Origin of the sequence: Streptomyces sp. NPDC050422 (assembly GCF_044458665.1) — a bacterium.
In the GTDB taxonomy this organism is placed as follows: domain Bacteria; phylum Actinomycetota; class Actinomycetes; order Streptomycetales; family Streptomycetaceae; genus Streptomyces.
Genome location: NZ_JBITIE010000009.1, coordinates 47,507 through 63,205, shown reverse-complemented (window position 1 = coordinate 63,205; position 15,699 = coordinate 47,507). Strand labels below are relative to the sequence as shown.

Annotated in this window: 11 protein-coding genes; 3 read left to right on the top strand and 8 right to left on the bottom strand. The window is 72.5% G+C overall.

Going from position 1 to position 15,699, the window contains the following annotated elements; genetic code table 11:
• Positions 1-124: 124 nt before the first annotated feature.
• From ACIBJG_RS15500 to ACIBJG_RS15485, 4 genes are all read right to left on the bottom strand, one after another.
• Entirely contained in the window at positions 125-448 is a 324-nt protein-coding gene (locus tag ACIBJG_RS15500) for a hypothetical protein (RefSeq protein ID WP_399308272.1), read from the bottom strand.
• A 32-nt stretch (positions 449-480) separates the two neighbouring features.
• Entirely contained in the window at positions 481-849 is a 369-nt protein-coding gene (locus tag ACIBJG_RS15495) for a WhiB family transcriptional regulator (RefSeq protein ID WP_326738612.1), read from the bottom strand.
• Positions 850-1,022: 173 nt separating this feature from the next.
• Positions 1,023-1,358: a hypothetical protein gene (locus ACIBJG_RS15490; RefSeq protein WP_399308012.1), complete on the bottom strand. Its 336-nt coding sequence runs from the start codon at positions 1,356-1,358 to the stop codon at positions 1,023-1,025.
• A 165-nt stretch (positions 1,359-1,523) separates the two neighbouring features.
• On the bottom strand, positions 1,524-3,713 hold the full coding sequence (locus ACIBJG_RS15485; protein ID WP_399308011.1) for an ATP-dependent DNA helicase UvrD2: 2,190 nt from the start codon (positions 3,711-3,713) through the stop codon (positions 1,524-1,526).
• A 231-nt stretch (positions 3,714-3,944) separates the two neighbouring features.
• On the opposite strand from ACIBJG_RS15485, the gene ACIBJG_RS15480 reads away from it, so the two are divergent.
• Together ACIBJG_RS15480 and ACIBJG_RS15475 are read left to right on the top strand one after the other, a co-directional pair.
• Positions 3,945-4,187, top strand: coding sequence for a mycoredoxin (locus tag ACIBJG_RS15480; protein ID WP_148020608.1), 243 nt, complete (start codon positions 3,945-3,947; stop codon positions 4,185-4,187).
• A 245-nt stretch (positions 4,188-4,432) separates the two neighbouring features.
• Positions 4,433-5,245, top strand: coding sequence for a phosphotransferase (locus tag ACIBJG_RS15475; RefSeq protein ID WP_399308010.1), 813 nt, complete (start codon positions 4,433-4,435; stop codon positions 5,243-5,245).
• Positions 5,246-5,263: 18 nt separating this feature from the next.
• Here ACIBJG_RS15475 and nudC read toward each other — a convergent pair whose 3' ends face one another.
• The 3 genes from nudC to ACIBJG_RS15460 are packed head-to-tail and all read right to left on the bottom strand — an operon-like array spanning position 5,264 to position 11,074.
• On the bottom strand, positions 5,264-6,208 hold the full coding sequence (nudC, locus tag ACIBJG_RS15470; RefSeq protein ID WP_399308009.1) for an NAD(+) diphosphatase: 945 nt from the start codon (positions 6,206-6,208) through the stop codon (positions 5,264-5,266).
• Between the two features lie 44 nt (positions 6,209-6,252).
• Positions 6,253-7,647, bottom strand: a complete 1,395-nt coding sequence (locus ACIBJG_RS15465) for a dipeptidase (protein ID WP_399308008.1) — start codon at positions 7,645-7,647, stop codon at positions 6,253-6,255.
• 10 nt (positions 7,648-7,657) lie between these two features.
• The gene (locus ACIBJG_RS15460) at positions 7,658-11,074 is read right to left on the bottom strand and encodes a UvrD-helicase domain-containing protein (protein ID WP_399308007.1); all 3,417 of its coding nucleotides are present in this window, start codon (positions 11,072-11,074) and stop codon (positions 7,658-7,660) included.
• Between the two features lie 163 nt (positions 11,075-11,237).
• On the opposite strand from ACIBJG_RS15460, the gene ACIBJG_RS15455 reads away from it, so the two are divergent.
• Entirely contained in the window at positions 11,238-12,143 is a 906-nt protein-coding gene (locus tag ACIBJG_RS15455; protein ID WP_399308006.1) for an SAM-dependent methyltransferase, read from the top strand.
• Positions 12,144-12,179: 36 nt separating this feature from the next.
• Here the strand turns inward: ACIBJG_RS15455 and ACIBJG_RS15450 are convergent, their stop codons facing one another.
• A complete protein-coding gene (locus ACIBJG_RS15450) occupies positions 12,180-15,536 on the bottom strand; it encodes an ATP-dependent helicase (protein ID WP_399308005.1) in 3,357 nt (1,118 codons plus the stop codon).
• Positions 15,537-15,699 lie beyond the last annotated feature (163 nt).

The following is a 15,699-nucleotide window of genomic DNA, read 5'->3' as shown; positions in this document are numbered from 1 at the left end:
CGGCTGCGGGGCCGGTCCGAGTGGACCGGCCCCGCGGCAGGGGTACGGATATGGGTCCTGCTTGCTGGGGAGCAGAGAGCGGCTGCTCCCCAGCGGGTACTGACGGCGTGCGGTCCTGCTGGGTTCAGTGCATGACCGCCATGGCCAGCGCACGGCGGGCGCGCATCGAGGCGCGCTCGGCCCGGCGCTGCATCCGCCGCGCGTTGATCAGGCGCACGGCCTGACGTTCCGCATCGGCTTCCCGCAGGCGGTCGTGCATATGCGCACGAGCCAGGGCTTCTGGGATGAGTTGCATCTCACGGGTCCTGTTCTGACGCGAGTCGTTCGCGCCGATGATGGTGACGTCCGGTGTCGCGGAGCCGACGGGCTCCCTCGTGGGGAGGGTCATTGGTGCCTGGTTTCGGGGGTCGTGGGTCAGGGGACGGTCGATGGTTCCGATGCGTTTCATGGGCTTGGGGGCCATGACCCCCAGGTCGGCGGTCACGCCGCGACCGGGTTCTTGCGCGGACGGCCACGCGGACGCTTGCGGGCGACGACGACGCCCTGGATGAAGAGCTCGCCACCCCAGACGCCCCACGGCTCGCGACGCTCCTTGGCGCCGGCGAGGCAGGCCTCGACGAGCGGACAGGTGCGGCAGAGGGACTTGGCGTACTCGACGTCGGCCGGGGACTCGGCGAAGAAGACCTCGGGGTCGTAGGAACGGCAGGGGACGGGCACGCCGAGGTTCTCGATGGCGTCGTCGAGCGCGGTGAGCGCAGTGAGGGGGATCAAGGTGGAGTCCTCCGTGAGGCCGGGCGGGGAGATCGTTTCGGAAGGCGGTACGGACGGGGCGTGCGCTTCGAGTTGCACGGTGGTGGTGTCCTCGTCTGGTCGTTTCCGGCCTGTTGGCCGGGGGGCGGCTGGTACCAGGTCTTGCTTGTCCCGAGGCTCCTTCGTGCTGTCTCGTCCGTTCGGACAAAACAAAAGGGCCGCGGATCCCGAGTGGGGTTCCGCGGCCCTGAAGGCGCCGGTCCGATCGTCGATCAGACTGGATCACTCCAGGGTTCAGGCCCACGGAAGGCCCACATCGTGTGGTGGTGCGTCGTCTTCTTCTTGGCTCCGGCTTCCGCTCCCGCACCGACGGCCGCAAAGGCATAGGCCTGGGCCTGTCCCTTCGCTACTGCTGCTGCCGGTGCCTGGGTCGGTCGCTCATTGCGCTCCCGCACGGGAAGGCTTGCCAGGGACAGCGGGCTGACGGCGGAAATGCCGGACATACCGGTGCCACGCAGCGAGGAATCCGAAGAGCAGGCGAGGCCGAGCGAGCAGGCGGAGACGACCGAGAGATCGGTCATTTTGTTGGTCTCGATGATGCTGATCACTTCAATCGCCTCCTCTCGGCGTCTCTGGGGACCGGACGGGCCGGTCCTACGTATTCGGATAAGTACAGCACAGGGTCAGGGCTTCAGAGAAGTCGCTGTTCCCGTGGTTAAGAACCTATGGTGATGACTGGGGCGGGCGCAAACTATTTTTTCGACGAGTTTTTCTCACACCTCTTCGTCGGCCGTCTCGGCCCCCTCAACCCCGTCCCCACCTGCGCAGATGTCCAGCACGGCGGCGCCGAACCGGCCCAGCTTCCGCGCGCCGACCCCTGCGATCCCAGCCAGTTCACCCCCGGTACCGGGCACCGCTTCGGCGATGGCCATCAGTGTCTTGTCGGTGAACACGCAGTACGCGGGCTGGCCGATGTCCTGCGCCCGCGTCGCCCGCCAGTCGCGCAGCCGCTCGTACAGCGCCTCGTCCATGTCGGACGGGCAGTCGTCGCAGCGCATCAGTTTCATCTCGCCGGCATCCGTCAGCGTCTTGCCGCAGACCCGGCACAACGCCGGCCCGCGCCGCTTGCGCCGGGCCGGGGTCGGGCGCTCGATCCCGCCGCTGCCGCCTGCCGTCGCCCGGCCGCCGAGGGCCGCCGAGCCCGGGCGCATCCCGTTCAGGAACCGGCTCGGCCTGCGTCCCGCCCGGCCACCGGGTGAGCGCGCCAGCGACCACGACAGGCAGAGCTGGAAGCGGGCCCGGGTGACACCGACGTAGAGCAGCCGGCGCTCCTCCTCGACCTGCTCGTCCGTCTTGGCGTAGGTGATCGGCATCATGCCCTCGGTCAGTCCGACCAGGAACACGGCGTCCCACTCCAGACCCTTGGCCGAGTGCAGCGAGGCCAGCGTGACGCCCTGGACCGTGGGGGCGTGCTGGGCGGCCGCCCGCTCGTCCAGCTCGGCGACCAGGTCGGAGAGGGTCGCGCCCGGCCTGGCCTGTTCGAAGTCCTCGGCCAGCCTGACGAGGGCGGCCAGGGACTCCCAGCGGTCGCGCACCGCCCCTGATCCGGCGGGCGGCTCGCTGCTCCACCCCTTGGTGGAGAGCACCGCGCGCACCTCGGAGGGCAGCCCCTCCGCGTCGTCCAGCAGGGAGTCGTTGCCCCCCGCCCTGGCGGCGCCGCGCAGGGCGACGCCCGCCTCCCGGACCTCCGGGCGCTCGAAGAACCGCTCCGCGCCCCTGAGCTGGTAGGGCACACCCACGTCCGCGAGGGCCTGTTCGTAGACCTCGGACTGGGAGTTGACCCGGTAGAGCACGGCGATCTCACCGGCCGGGACGCCGGCGGCGATCAGATCGCGGATGCGACGGGCGGTGCCCTCGGCCTCGGCGGGCTCGTCCGCATACTCCAGGTAGGCGGGTTCGGGGCCGGACTCGCGCTGCGAGACCAGTTCGAGCCGGTGCTCCGCGGCCCGGCCGCGGGCCTGGGAGAGCAGCCCGTTGGCCAGATGGACGACCTGGGGCGTGGAGCGGTAGTCGCGGACGAGTTTGACCACGGTGGCCCTGGGGTGGCGGGTGCGGAAGTTGAGCAGGTGGTCGGGGGTGGCTCCGGTGAAGGAGTAGATCGTCTGGCTGGCGTCGCCGACGACGCAGAGGTTGTCGCGGTCGCCGAGCCATAGGTCGAGGAGCCGCTGCTGGAGAGGGCTGACGTCCTGGTACTCGTCGACGACGAAGTGCTGGTACTGGCGGCGCACGTGGTCGGCGATGTCGTGCCGGTCCTGCAGGATGCCGACGGTGAGGAGCAGCACGTCCTCGAAGTCGATCACCGTGCGGTCGCGCTTGAGCTGCTCGTACATCGCGTAGACCTGGGAGATCTCGGCGGGATCGCGCGGGGCATCCCGCTGGGACTTGGCGACCACGGCCGGATAGTCGGCGGGCACGGTCTGGGTGACCTTGGCCCACTCGATCTCGCTCGTGACGTCGCGCAGCTCGTTACGGTCGAGCCGGATGCGGCAGCGGGCCGCCGCCTCGGCGACCAGCTGGACCTTGCGCTCCACCAGCCGGGGCAGATCGCCGCCGACTGCTTTCGGCCAGAAGTACTGGAGCTGACGCAGTGCCGCGGAGTGGAAGGTCCGCGCCTGCACCCCGCCCGCGCCGAGCTGGCGCAGGCGACCGCGCATCTCACCGGCGGCACGGTTGGTGAACGTGACGGCAAGCACACTCGACGGCTGGAGTATCCCCGCACGCACCCCGTAGGCGATGCGGTGCGTGATGGCCCGCGTCTTGCCCGTACCGGCTCCGGCCAGCACGCAGACCGGGCCCTGCAGGGCCACGGCGACCTCGCGCTGCTCGGGGTCGAGCCCGTCGAGGATGGCGTCCGGGGAGTCGGGGACCTGGGGGAAGAGGGTGGAGTGCGTTGCTGATGTCACCCCGCCATGCTGCCAGGTCGGAAGGGGCGGCCGCGGAGGTTGTCCACAGGGCTGCCCCATCCGTCGTACTAATCGGGGGCGGGTCCGGGAATGGTGGCCAGGTCACGTGCGTTCTTCTTCCGTGCGGCAACGCATGTCCCCCCGATTCACGTGTGACGGACGAGACTCGGACGCGATGGGGCGGGATGTGGCGGGATTGCCGCGACCGATGAGACAGAGGAGCGCGAAGACATGCCGGGCACTGTGACGATGTACAGCACCACGTGGTGCGGCTACTGCCGTCGGCTCAAGGGCCAGATGGACCGCGAGGGCATCGCGTACACCGAGATCAACATCGAACAGGACCCGGAGTCGGCGGCCTTCGTCGAGAAGGCAAATGGCGGAAACCAGACGGTCCCGACCGTGCTCTTCCCCGACGGCTCGACCCTGACGAACCCGAGCCTCGCCCAGGTGAAGCAGGCGCTGGGCGCCTGACCCACCGACGCACACGACCCCCGACCGGCCCGGCGCCGGTTCGGGGGTCTTCGTATGCCCGCCCGCGCGGGGCCGGTTCGGGGGTCTTCGTATGCCCGCCCGCCCGGCGCCGGTTCGGGGGTCTTCGTATGCCCGCCCGCCCGGCGCCGGTTCGGGGGTCTTCGTATGCCCGCCCGCGCGGGGCCGGATCGGAGGTCTTCGTATGCCCGCCCGCGCGGGGCCGGATCGGCGATAGCGTGATCGGCATGACGACCGAGGACGAGGTGTCCGGCGAAAAGCTGGCCGGAGGCACGGCGAACGCGGGGGCGGTATTCCGCCGGGGTGCGTGGGTGGAACGTCCGGCGCCGCACCATGTACACGCCCTCCATGCCTACCTCCTCGCGCTGGAGGAGTCCGGTTTCGATGCGGCCCCGACTCCCGTGGGCCTCACCGATGACGGCCGTGAGCGGCTGACGTTCGTTCCCGGTGATGTGGCTCTGCCGCCGTTCCCGTCCTGGGTGATGACGACGACCGCGCTCGAGTCCGTGGGGGTCCTGCTGCGCCGCCTGCACGAGGCCTCTGCGGGCATCGCGGCCGGCCCGGACGTCGTGTGGCCCCGGGACCTCGCCGACCCGGAGGGCGGGACGGTGGTGTGCCACAACGACGTGTGCCCGGAGAACGTCGTCTTCCGCGACGGCCGTGCCGCCGCCCTGATCGATTTCGACCTGGCGGCTCCCGGCCGTCCGCTCTGGGACGTCGCCATGGCTGCCCGCTACTGGGTACCGATGCTTGATCCGGAATCCGCGGCTGCCCTGTATTCCGCCGGGCCGGACGCGTCCGCGCGGCTGCGGATCCTCGCCGACGGCTACGGCCTCTCGCCCGAGGACCGTGCCGCGCTGCCCGGCATGATCGAACGGGCCACGGAAGTCTGCCGGGCGTTCGTCGGCCGCCGTGTGGCCGACGGCGATCCCGTCTACCTCCGCGTGCTGGCCGAGCGCGGCGGGTGGCAGCGCTGGGACCGGATGCAGGCCTGGCTGTCCGCCCACCGCGAGACGTTTACGGCCGCGCTGCTCGGCTGACCCGGCGGCCCCGCCGGGTCAGCTCGCGCGGACCGGCTTCGGGAGGGGCTTCCCGTACCAGATCTCAATCAGGCGGGCCGCGATCGAGATGCCGAACGGCGGCAGGATCTCGCCCGATTCGAAGGCGGCCGTCAGTTCCTCGCGGGAGAACCAGCGGGCCTCCTCGATCTCCTCGCCGTCGACGTTGATGTCGAACGTCGTGGCCCGGGCCATGAAGCCGAGCATCAGGCTGGAGGGGAAGGGCCAGGGCTGGCTGGCGACGTACTCGACCTCGCCGACCGTGATGCCCGCTTCCTCGAAGACCTCGCGGGCCACGGACTGCTCGATCGACTCGCCCGGCTCGACGAAACCGGCGAGCGTGGAGAACCGGCCCTCGGGCCAGTGCACCTGGCGGCCCAGCAGCGCGCGGTCCTGGTCGTCGGTGACCAGCATGATGACCGCGGGGTCGGTACGCGGGTAGTGCTCGGCGCCGCAGGCCTGGCAGCGACGGATGTGGCCGGCCGCGGCGATGACCGTGCGTTCGCCGCAACGCGAGCAGAAGCGGTGCAGCCGCTGCCAGTTCTCCAGCGCCACCGCGTGCACCATCAGACCGGCGTCGCGGGCGCCGAGGAGCAGACCCGCCTCGCGCAGCCCCGCCGGGCGCGCCTGCTGGTCCATGCGGCCCGGCAGCGAGTCCTTCTGGAGTGCGAAATAGCTGACGCCCTCCTCGTCGGTGCCGAGGAAGTAGCGGTGGGTCTCGGTGACCGGGGCCTCGAAGGCGGGAGTCATCACGAGTTCGGTGCCGTCGGCGGTGTCGTCGATCAGCACCTGCCCGCCGGAGACGACGAAGACCCGGGTCGTCGGGTGGCTCCACGCGGCGGCCAGCCAGGCCTCGTCGAGGCGGTGGTGCGCCGCGCGGTCGATACCGCTCGGCGCGGTCAGACCGATGGGACGGTCCGTGGTGGCGTTGTCGAAGGTGCTCACAGGTGCTTCCTACTCCCCCGGGATGGATCGGGTGTTCAGAGGATTCAGCGGAGTGCGGCTGCCAGTTCGCCCCAGAGGTGGGCGGTGGTCTCCACTCCCTTGAGGAGCAGGTCGAGTTCGACCTTCTCGTCGGGGGCGTGCCAGCCGTCGGACGGTACGGAGATGCCCAGGAAGAGGACGGGTGCGCCGAGCACGTCCTGCAGGTCGGCGGCGGGTCCCGAACCTCCTTCGCGGGTGAAGAGGATCTTCTGGCCGAAGGCCCGCCCCATCGCGCGGGCCACGGCCTGCAGCGCGGGGTGGTCCAGGGGCGTGAGACAGGGGCGGGTGGCCGGAAGGAAGGTGATCCGGTGGCGGATGCCGGCCGGGATACGGGCCTCGGCCCAGGCCTGGACGGCCTTCTGGATGTGGTCCGGGTCCTGGCCCGCGACCAGACGGAAACTGATCTTGGCCAGGGCGGAGGACGGGATGATCGTCTTGCTTCCGGCACCCTGGTAGCCGCCGCCGATGCCGTTGACCTCGGCGGTGGGGCGGGCCCAGATCCGCTCCAGCGTCGAGTAGCCGGCCTCGCCGGACGCGGCGCCGGACTTGGCGGTGCGCAGCCAGGTGGCCTCGTCGAAGGGCAGCTCGGCGAAGAGGGCGCGTTCGGTGTCGGTGAGTTCGGCCACGCCGTCGTAGAAGCCCGGGACGGCGACCCGGCCGTCGGAGTCGTGGAGCGCCGCGACGAGGCGGGCGATCTCCGTGGCGGGGTTGGGGACGGCGCCGCCGAACGATCCCGAGTGGATGTCCTGCTGCGGCCCGTGCAGCTCGATCTCGCACTCGGCGAGGCCACGCATGCCGGTGCAGACGGTCGGGGTGCTCTCGTCCCACATGCCGGTGTCGGAGACGATCACGGCGTCCGCGGTGAGGCGGTCGGCCCGCTGTTCCACCAGGGCGCGGAAGTGCGGCGAACCTGACTCCTCCTCGCCCTCGACCAGGAGCTTGAGGTGGACCGCGGGGGTGGTGCGGCCAGTAGTGGCGAGGTGGGCCCGGACGCCGAGGGTGTGGAAGAACACCTGTCCCTTGTCGTCGGCCGCGCCGCGCCCGTACATCCGGCCGTCGCGGATCACCGGTTCGAAGGGGTCGGTGTCCCAGCCGTCCTCGCGGGCGGCCGGCTGCACGTCGTGGTGTCCGTACACGAGGACCGTGGGGGCGTCCGGGTCCTCGGAGGGCCACTCGGCGAAGACGGCGGGCGCGCCGTCCGTCTCCCAGATCTCGGTGACCGGGAAGCCGGTCTCCTTCAGCTTGGCGGACAGCCATGCGGCGCTGCGCCGTACGTCTCCGTCGTGCTCCGGCTGCGCGGATACGGACGGGATGCGCAGCCACTCCGCGAGGTCGTCGAGGAAGGCTTCGCGGTGCTGCTCGGTGTACGTACGGACGGCGCTGTCCGGGGTGTCGCTCATGACCTTCAGCTTATCCGTCCGTAGGAGGTGGCTCGTCCAGGAGGATCCGCTCCAGCTCCGGACGGCCCGGGAGGCGGCTGGGGCGGACGCTCTCGCCGCTGCGTACGAAGAGGAAGGTGGCCGTGACGTCGCTGAGCGGCAGCCCGTGCAGTTCGGCCCAGGCCAGCCGGTAGACGGCGAGCTGGAGGGGGTCGGCGGTGTTGGTCCGGCTGGTCTTCCAGTCGACGATCTCGTACGTGTCCCCCGTGCGGTACACCGCGTCGATGCGGCCGCGGATCACCCGTCCGGCCAGGGTGATCTGGAACGGCGCCTCGACGCGGTAGGGGGTGCGGCGGGCGTACGGGGTGCGCTCGAAGGCCTCCTTGAGGTCGGCGAGATCGCGCTCGTCGGCGATGTCGGCGTCGCTCTCGTCGCCTCCGGGCAGCTCGTCGGGGCCGAGCATGGGCAGCGGCAGCTCCTCGAAGCGGGACTCGACCCAGGCGTGGAAGCGGGTGCCCCGGCGGGCGGCGGGCTGCGGGGGGCGGGGCATGGGGCGGGCCAGCTCCTGGGCGAAGCCGTCCGGGTCGTCGGCGAGGCGCAGCAGCTGGGTGGCGGAGAGCGAGGCGGGTACGAGGACGTCGCGCACGGTGGCGCGGGCACGCCGCAGCTCCCCGGCGAGCGCGTCGAGGTCGCGGTCCCAGGAGGCCAGGGTGCGGGATTCCTCGGGGGTGAGGCGTGCGGGCACCCGCTCGGGGGCGCGGGCCGCCGGGACGTGCGGGGCGACGGGGGCCCGGGGCACGCCGTCCTCATCGGGGAAGGGTGCGTCGTCCAGGAAGGGGTCGTCCTCGGGGAACAGCTCGTCGTCGGAGTAGGCATCCGTTGACGGCGGCGGCTCCGTCGCCACGTACGCGTCAGGCACCGGGCCCGCCGTGGCCAGCGCCTCCAGGTGGGCCAGCACCGTGTCCGCGGCGGCCCGGCGGCGGGCCAGCGCGGTGTCGTCCAGCGGCAGCGGCCAGGCGTGGTCGGCCGTGGCCTCGCCGAGGGCCGGGTTCTCCTCGTCCTCGGCCGGCTCGTCCGCCCACGCCTCGATCTCGCCGTACCCGGCCGCGCAGTGCTCGTACAGCGCGTGCAGGAACGCCGACGGGCCGCGCGGCTTCTTCTGGCTCGGGCCCCACCAGTGGCCGGAGCCGAGCAGCAGGGTGCGGGGCCGGGTGAAGGTGACGTAGCCGAGGCGGAGCTCCTCGGTGTGCTGGTGCTCCTTCATCTCCGCCTTGAAGTCCTTGAGCCCCTTGGCGTCGAAGGAGTGGAGGACGGGCAGCGTGGCCGTGTCGCCGCGCAGGGCGTGCGGGAGGACCTGGGACTGGGAGGTCCAGGCGTCACGGGACTGGCCGCTGGGGAACTGGCCGGTGACCAGGCCGGGCACGGCGACGACGTCCCATTCGAGGCCCTTGGACTTGTGGGCGGTGAGGACCTTGACGGTGTTCTCGCCGCCGGGCAGCGCGTTGTCCAGGCCCTTCTCGTACTGGGCGGCGGTCCGCAGGAAGCCGAGGAAGGCGAGCAGCGTGGCCTCCCCGTCGACGGCGGCGAACCGGGCGGCGACGTCGAGGAAGTTGGCGAGGGTCTCGCGGCGGCGGGCCGCCAGGGCCTGGGGCGAGGCGGAGAGCTCGACCTCCAGGCCGGTGGTGGAAAGGACCCGGTGCAGGACGTCCATCAGCGGGTCGGAGAGCGAGCGGCGCAGCTCGCGCAGTTCGGTGGCGAGGCGGGCGAAGCGGATGCGGGCCTCGGCGGAGAACGGCAGGCGGTCGTCCTGTTCACCGCCGGAGTCGAGGAAGGTGTCCAGGGCGTCCGCGAGGGAGATCACCTCGGCCGGGTCGATGCCCTCGACGGCCTCGGCGAGCCGGCGGTCGGGGTCGAAGTCGTCGTCGTCCGCGTGGGCTGCTCGGTGGACGAGGAGTCGGGCGCGGCGGCCGAGGAGCGCCAGGTCGCGGGGGCCGATCCGCCAGCGGGGGCCGGTGAGCAGCCGGACCAGGGAGGCGTTGGCCCCCGGGTCCTGGAGGACCTCGCAGACGGCGACGAGGTCGGCCACCTCGGGGAGGTGGAGCAGCCCGGAGAGGCCGACGACCTCGACCGGGATGTCCCGGGCGACGAGCGCGGCCTGGATCTCGGGGAAGTCGCCCGCGGTGCGGCACAGGACGGCGATCTCGCCGGGGGCCTTGCCAGTGCGTACGAGGTGGGCGATCGAGTCGCCGAGCCAGTCGATCTCCTCGGCGTGGGTACGCAGCAGGGCGCAGCGGACGAGGCCGTCGCGCTCGGCGCCCGGTGCGGGGCGCAATGCCTCGACGCCCTCGTGCATGGCGCGCAGAGGGGCGGCGAGCCCGTTGGCGAGGTGGAGGAGGCGGCCGCCGCTGCGACGGTTCTCGCTGAGGGAGTAGCGGGCGGCGGGGGTGCCGTCGGCGTGCGGGAAGTGGCTCGGGAAGTCGTCGAGGTTGGCGACGGAGGCGCCGCGCCAGCCGTAGATGGCCTGGCAGGGGTCGCCGACCGCGGTGACGGCGTGGCCGGACGCCGTGCCGTCGGGGCCGCTGCCGAAGAGGGCGGAGAGCAGGAGGCGCTGGGCGACGGAGGTGTCCTGGTACTCGTCGAGCAGAACGACCCGGTACTCCTCGCGCAGGATGGCGCCGACCTCGGGGCGGGTGAGGGCGAGCCGGGCGGAGAGGGCGATCTGGTCGCCGAAGTCGAGGAGGTCGCGGCTGCGCTTCGCCTCGCGGTAGCGCCGGGTCAGCGAGAGCAGCTCGCGGCGGGCCTCGGCGGTCTCGGGGATCTTGCGCAGTTCCGCGTTGCTGAGCTTGGCCGTCTCCAGGGTGCGGAGCAGCTCGGTGTCGTACTCCGCGAGCTGTTCGGGACGTACGAGGTGTTCGGCGAGCTCGGCGTCGAGGGCGAGGAGATCACTGACCAGGGTGGGGAACGACCTGGTCAGGGCCGGGTAGGGGCCGGGCGCCTCGCGCAGCACACGGGCGGCGAGCTGGTAGCGGGTGGCGTCGGCGAGGAGACGGGCGGTGGGTTCGAGTCCTATCCGCAGCCCGTGTTCGGTGAGGAGCCGGCCGGCGAAGGCGTGGTACGTGGAGATGCCGGGTTCGCCCGGGGGGTTGTCCGGGTCGATGACGTCCGCGTCGGTGACCCCGGCGGCGATCAGGGCCTTGCGGACGCGCTCGGCGAGCTCGCCCGCGGCCTTGTTGGTGAAGGTGAGCCCGAGGACCTGCTCGGGGGCGACCTGGCCGGTCCCGACCAGCCACACCACGCGGGCCGCCATCACCGTGGTCTTCCCCGACCCGGCTCCGGCGACGATCACCTGTGGGGCGGGCGGCGCGATGATGCACGCCGTCTGCTCCGGGGTGAAGGGGATCCCCAGCAGCTCCTTGAGCTGCTCGGGATCGGTGATACGTGAGGACACTCCACAGAGGCTAACCGGAGGCACCGACAACCCGCGAAGCCGTGAGGGGGCGGTGTGCGGGACCGCAGGAAAGCCGGGAAGTGCCTCGCCCCGGGCCCGATGACCGGTCTAGGTTGAAGCCGGTCACCACTGAACACATGAACAGCCTTACGAGGACGGTCACATGAGCGCCGACGCACCCGCCCCTGACGCCGCCGAGCTCAGGAAGCGCATCGACACCACGAGGGCGCACCCGGCCCGGGTCTACGACGTCTTCCTCGGGGGGAAGGACAACTACCCGGCCGACCGCGAGGCCGCGGCCATGGCCCTGGCCGCCAATCCGCGCGGGTACCTCACCGTGCGGCACAACCGGGACTTCATGCGGCGGGCGGTCACGCTCGCCGCGAAGAACGGCATCCGGCAGTTCCTGGATGTCGGGACCGGGCTGCCGACCCAGCAGAACGTGCACCAGATCGCCCAGGCGATCGCCCCCGACGCGCGTGTGGTGTACGTCGACAACGACCCGGTCGTCCTCGTCCACGCGCAGGCCCTGCTCACCAGCGGCCCCGAGGGCCACACCGCCTACATCGAGGCGGACCTGCGCGACCCCGCCAAGATCCTTGAAGCCGCCCGCCGCACCCTCGACCTCGACCGCCCCGTCGCCCTCGTCCTCGCCGCCGTCCTCCATTTCATCGAGGACGACGAGGCCTACCCCATCGTCGAGCAGCTCCTCGACGCGCTGGCGCCCGGCAGCTTCCTCGTACTGAGCAATGTCAGCTCGGACCTCAACCCCGAGCAGGTGGGCCAGGTGACGAAGGCGTTCAAGGAGCGCGGTTTCGCCATGGTCCGCCGCTCGCACGCGCAGGTCGAGCGATTCGTGACGGACAACGGTCTGGAGATGCTCGACCCCGGCGTCGTGGCGGTGCATCGTTGGCGGCCCGAGCCGGTCGTCGATCTGCCCGAGTCCAGGAACCCGGATCCGGAGTTCGTGGCGGGGCTGGACGAGCTGGACCGGACGCGCTACCAGGGGATCAACGACGTCACCGACGCCGACGTCAGCGTGTACGGAGTGATGGCCCGCAAGCCCTGACAGCTCCGGCGGACCGGGCAGCCCCGGCGGACCGGCTCACTCCAGGACGTGCCGCCCCTCCGGCTGTGCGCTGCACGAGGCCCTGAAGGTGCAGTGGGTGCAGTGCTGGCCGGTCGAGGGCGTGAACCGTTCGTCCAGGACCCTGCCCGCGGCGGTCGCCAGCAGATCGGAGACCCACTCGGTCTCCGGCGGCTGCTGGGCCTGCACCTTGGGGACGGCGTCGCCACCCTCCTTCTTGGGGGCGGGCTGGCGCAGCTGTACGAGTTCGGCGCCCCCGGATTCGGGGCGCGTGCCGTCGAAGACCTCGTCGACCGCGCCCTCCCGGACCGCCAGCTGGTACACGGCGAGCTGGGGGTGGCGGGCGACCTCGTCCTTCGTCGGGGACTGCTTGCCGGTCTTGAAGTCGACGACGTAGGCCCGGCCGTCGGCGTCGCGTTCGACGCGGTCCATGGAGCCGCGGATGCGCACCTCGTACTCACCCGCCTCCAGCGTCACGTCGAAGTCGTGCTCGCTGGCGGCCGGGGTGCGGCCGGTGCGGTCCATGACGTGCCAGCGCAGGAAGCGTTCGAGGGCGATGCGGGCCTGCTGCTTCTCCTGCTGCGACTTCCAGGGCGCGTCGAAGACCAGCCCGTCCCAGACCGAGTCGAGCCGCTCCATGAGGACGGCCAGATCGGCGGGCGTCCGGCCGGAGGCCACCTCGTCGGCCAGGACGTGGACTACATTGCCGAAGCCCTGGGCCGCGGTCGCCGGGGCATCGGCCTTCACCTCGCGGCCCAGGAACCACTGGAGCGCGCAGGTGTTGGCGAGCTGGTCGAGCGCGCTGCCGGACAGGGCGACGGGCTGGTCCCGGTCGCGCAGCGGGACGGCCGAGCGCGTCGGCTCGTACAGGCCCCACCACCGGAAGGGGTGGGCCGACGGTACGAGCGGCTGCCCCTCGTCGTCACTGAGGGCCGCCAGGCGGGCGAGGCGGTGGGCGGCCTCCTCCCGCAGCACGTCGGAGGCGCCGGGGTCGACGGTGGTGGCGCGCAGTTCGGCGACGAGGGCGGCGACGGCCAGGGGGCGGCGCGGGCGGCCGGTGACGTCGCGGGGTTCGACGCCGAGCTCGGCGAGGAAGCGCGACGGCTGGTCGCCGTCGTCGGCGGGCGCCTTGACCGCGGTGACGATCAGGCGTTCGCGGGCGCGGGTCGCCGCCACGTAGAAGAGCCGGCGCTCCTCGGCGAGGAGGGCGCCGGGCGTGAGGGGTTCGGCGAGGCCGTCGCGGCCGATCCGGTCCGCCTCGAGCAGCGAGCCGCGCCGGCGCAGGTCGGGCCAGAGGCCTTCCTGGACCCCGGCGACGACGACCAGGCGCCACTCCAGGCCCTTGGAACGGTGGGCGGTCATCAGACGTACGGCGTCGGGCCGCACGGAGCGCCGGGAGAGGGTGTCGGCGGCGATGTCCTGGGCGTCGACCTCCTCCAGGAAGTTGAGCGCGCCCCGGCCTCCGGTGCGCTCCTCCGCGCGGGCCGCGGTGTCGAAGAGGGCGCAGACGGCGTCGAGGTCGCGGTCGGCGTTGCGGCCACCCGCGCCTCCGCGCAGCGCGGCACGCTCCAGCCTGGCCGGCCAGGGGGTGCCGGACCACAGCGCCCACAGGGCCTCCTCGGCGGTGCCGCCGGCTTCGAGGAGCTCGCGCGCCGTGCGCAGCAGCGCGCCGAGGCGCTGGGCGCCGCGGGCGTACGCCGGATCGTGCGCCACCAGCCGCTCCGGCTCGGCGAGAGCACGGGCGAGCAGTTCGCCGGAGGGCGCGGGCACCCGGTTGCCGGCGGCGCGCTCCTCGTCGCGCAGGGCCCGGCCGAGCCGGCGCAGGTCGGCCGCGTCCATGGACCCGAGGGGGGAGGCGAGGAGGGTGAGCGCTGTCTCGGTGTCGAGCCAGGGGGCGGTGGCCAGGGTCTCGGGTTCCGCCTCGTCCTCGGCCGCCGCGTCCGCCACCCGGCGGAGCGCCGCCGCGGCCACCGTGCGCAGGGCGGTCAGCAGCGGGGCCACCGCCGGTTCGTGGCGCAGGGGCAGGTCGTCGCCGTCGACCTCCAGCGGCACCCCCGCCGAGGTCAGGGCCCGGCGCACCGCCGGGATCGTACGACCGCCGGCGCGGACCAGGACCGCCATCTCGTGCCATGGCACCCCGTCCTCCAGATGCGCCCGGCGCAGCAGGTCGGCGATGTTGTCGAGCTCGGTGGACGCGGTCGGGTAGGTGTACGTCTCGACGCTGCCGCCCTCGCGGACCGCGCCGAGTTCCCGGTGGGCGCGCACCTTCGCCGACGGCAGCCGGGTCAGCGGCATCCGGCGGGTGAGGAGACGGGTCGCGGCCAGCAGCCCTTCGCCGGAGCGGCGTGAGGTGGTGAGGACGCCGACCGGGGCCGGGTCGCCGTCAGCGCGCCGGAACACGTCCGGGAAGTCGAGGATGCCGTTCACATCGGCGCCGCGGAAGGCATAGATCGACTGGTCCGGGTCACCGAACGCGATCAGGTTCCGGCCCCCGCCGCCGCCCGGGGCGCTCCCCCGGTTCCCGGCCAGCGCGTGCAGCAGCCGCACCTGCGCCGGGTCGGTGTCCTGGTACTCGTCGACGAACACGGTGTCGTAGCTGCCGGCCAGCAGCCCCGACACCTCGGGGCGCTCCGCGAGCAGCACGGCGCGGTGGACCAGTTCCGCGTAGTCCAGCACGCCCTGGGCATCCAGGACGTCGAGGTACTCGGCGAGGAACGCGGCGGCCGCACCCCAGTCGGGCCGGCCGGTGCGCCGGGCGAAGTCGGCCAGGGCATCCGGGCCGAGGCCCAGCTCACGGCTGCGGGCGAGCACGGCGCGCACCTCGTCGGCGAAGCCGCGGGTGGTCAGGCAGGCCCGCAGTTCGTCGGGCCAGCGGATGTGGTCGTGGCCCTCCTTCTCCAGGTCGAGCTGGCCCGCCAGCAGATCGCGGACCGTGACGTCCTGCTCCGGTCCGGACAGCAGCCGCAGCGGGTCCGCGAAGAGGTCGGCGTCCTGATGGGCGCGCACCAGGGCGTAACAGAAGGAGTGGAACGTGGTGGCCTGCGGCCCTCTCACGGCCCCGAGCCGGGCGGCCATCCGGTCGCGCAGCTCGACGGCGGCCTTGCGGCTGAAAGTGAGGATCAGCATGCGGGCCGGGTCGGCGCCCCGGGCCACACGGGCGGCGACCGCCTCGACGAGCGTGGTGGTCTTGCCCGTCCCGGGCCCCGCGAGCACCAGCAGCGGCCCGCCGGCGTGGTCAACCACAGCCCGCTGCGCGGCGTCCAGGAGAGGGGGGTCCACGGAGCCCGGCAGGGTACGCACCAGCCGGTACGCGCCTGTGGTCCGACGCCGTGCCTGACGGTGCGGACTGTTCCGGGTGGTGAAGGAGGAGCTCACGTGGGGATCGCCGGTCCTGGTGGGTGTGCTGGAGGTGCTGCGGTGAAGGTGCGGCGCGGGCCGCGAACTGACGACGCTACTCCGGCGGGGCCGCCGATCGGGGCGGGACGGCTGCGTGGATCGTCACGTTCCGCCGGGCGGAAGAACCAAGCACGAGGGAAGG

What these genes read in the sequence shown, in the direction of transcription:
- ACIBJG_RS15455 (WP_399308006.1), top strand. Translation starts at nt 11,238, where the DNA reads ATGAGCGCCGACGCACCCGCCCCTGACGCCGCCGAGCTCAGGAAGCGC.
- ACIBJG_RS15465 (WP_399308008.1), bottom strand. Translation starts at nt 7,647, where the DNA reads ATGAGCGACACCCCGGACAGCGCCGTCCGTACGTACACCGAGCAGCAC.
- ACIBJG_RS15475 (WP_399308010.1), top strand. Translation starts at nt 4,433, where the DNA reads ATGACGACCGAGGACGAGGTGTCCGGCGAAAAGCTGGCCGGAGGCACG.
- ACIBJG_RS15500 (WP_399308272.1), bottom strand. Translation starts at nt 448, where the DNA reads ATGAAACGCATCGGAACCATCGACCGTCCCCTGACCCACGACCCCCGA.
- ACIBJG_RS15480 (WP_148020608.1), top strand. Translation starts at nt 3,945, where the DNA reads ATGCCGGGCACTGTGACGATGTACAGCACCACGTGGTGCGGCTACTGC.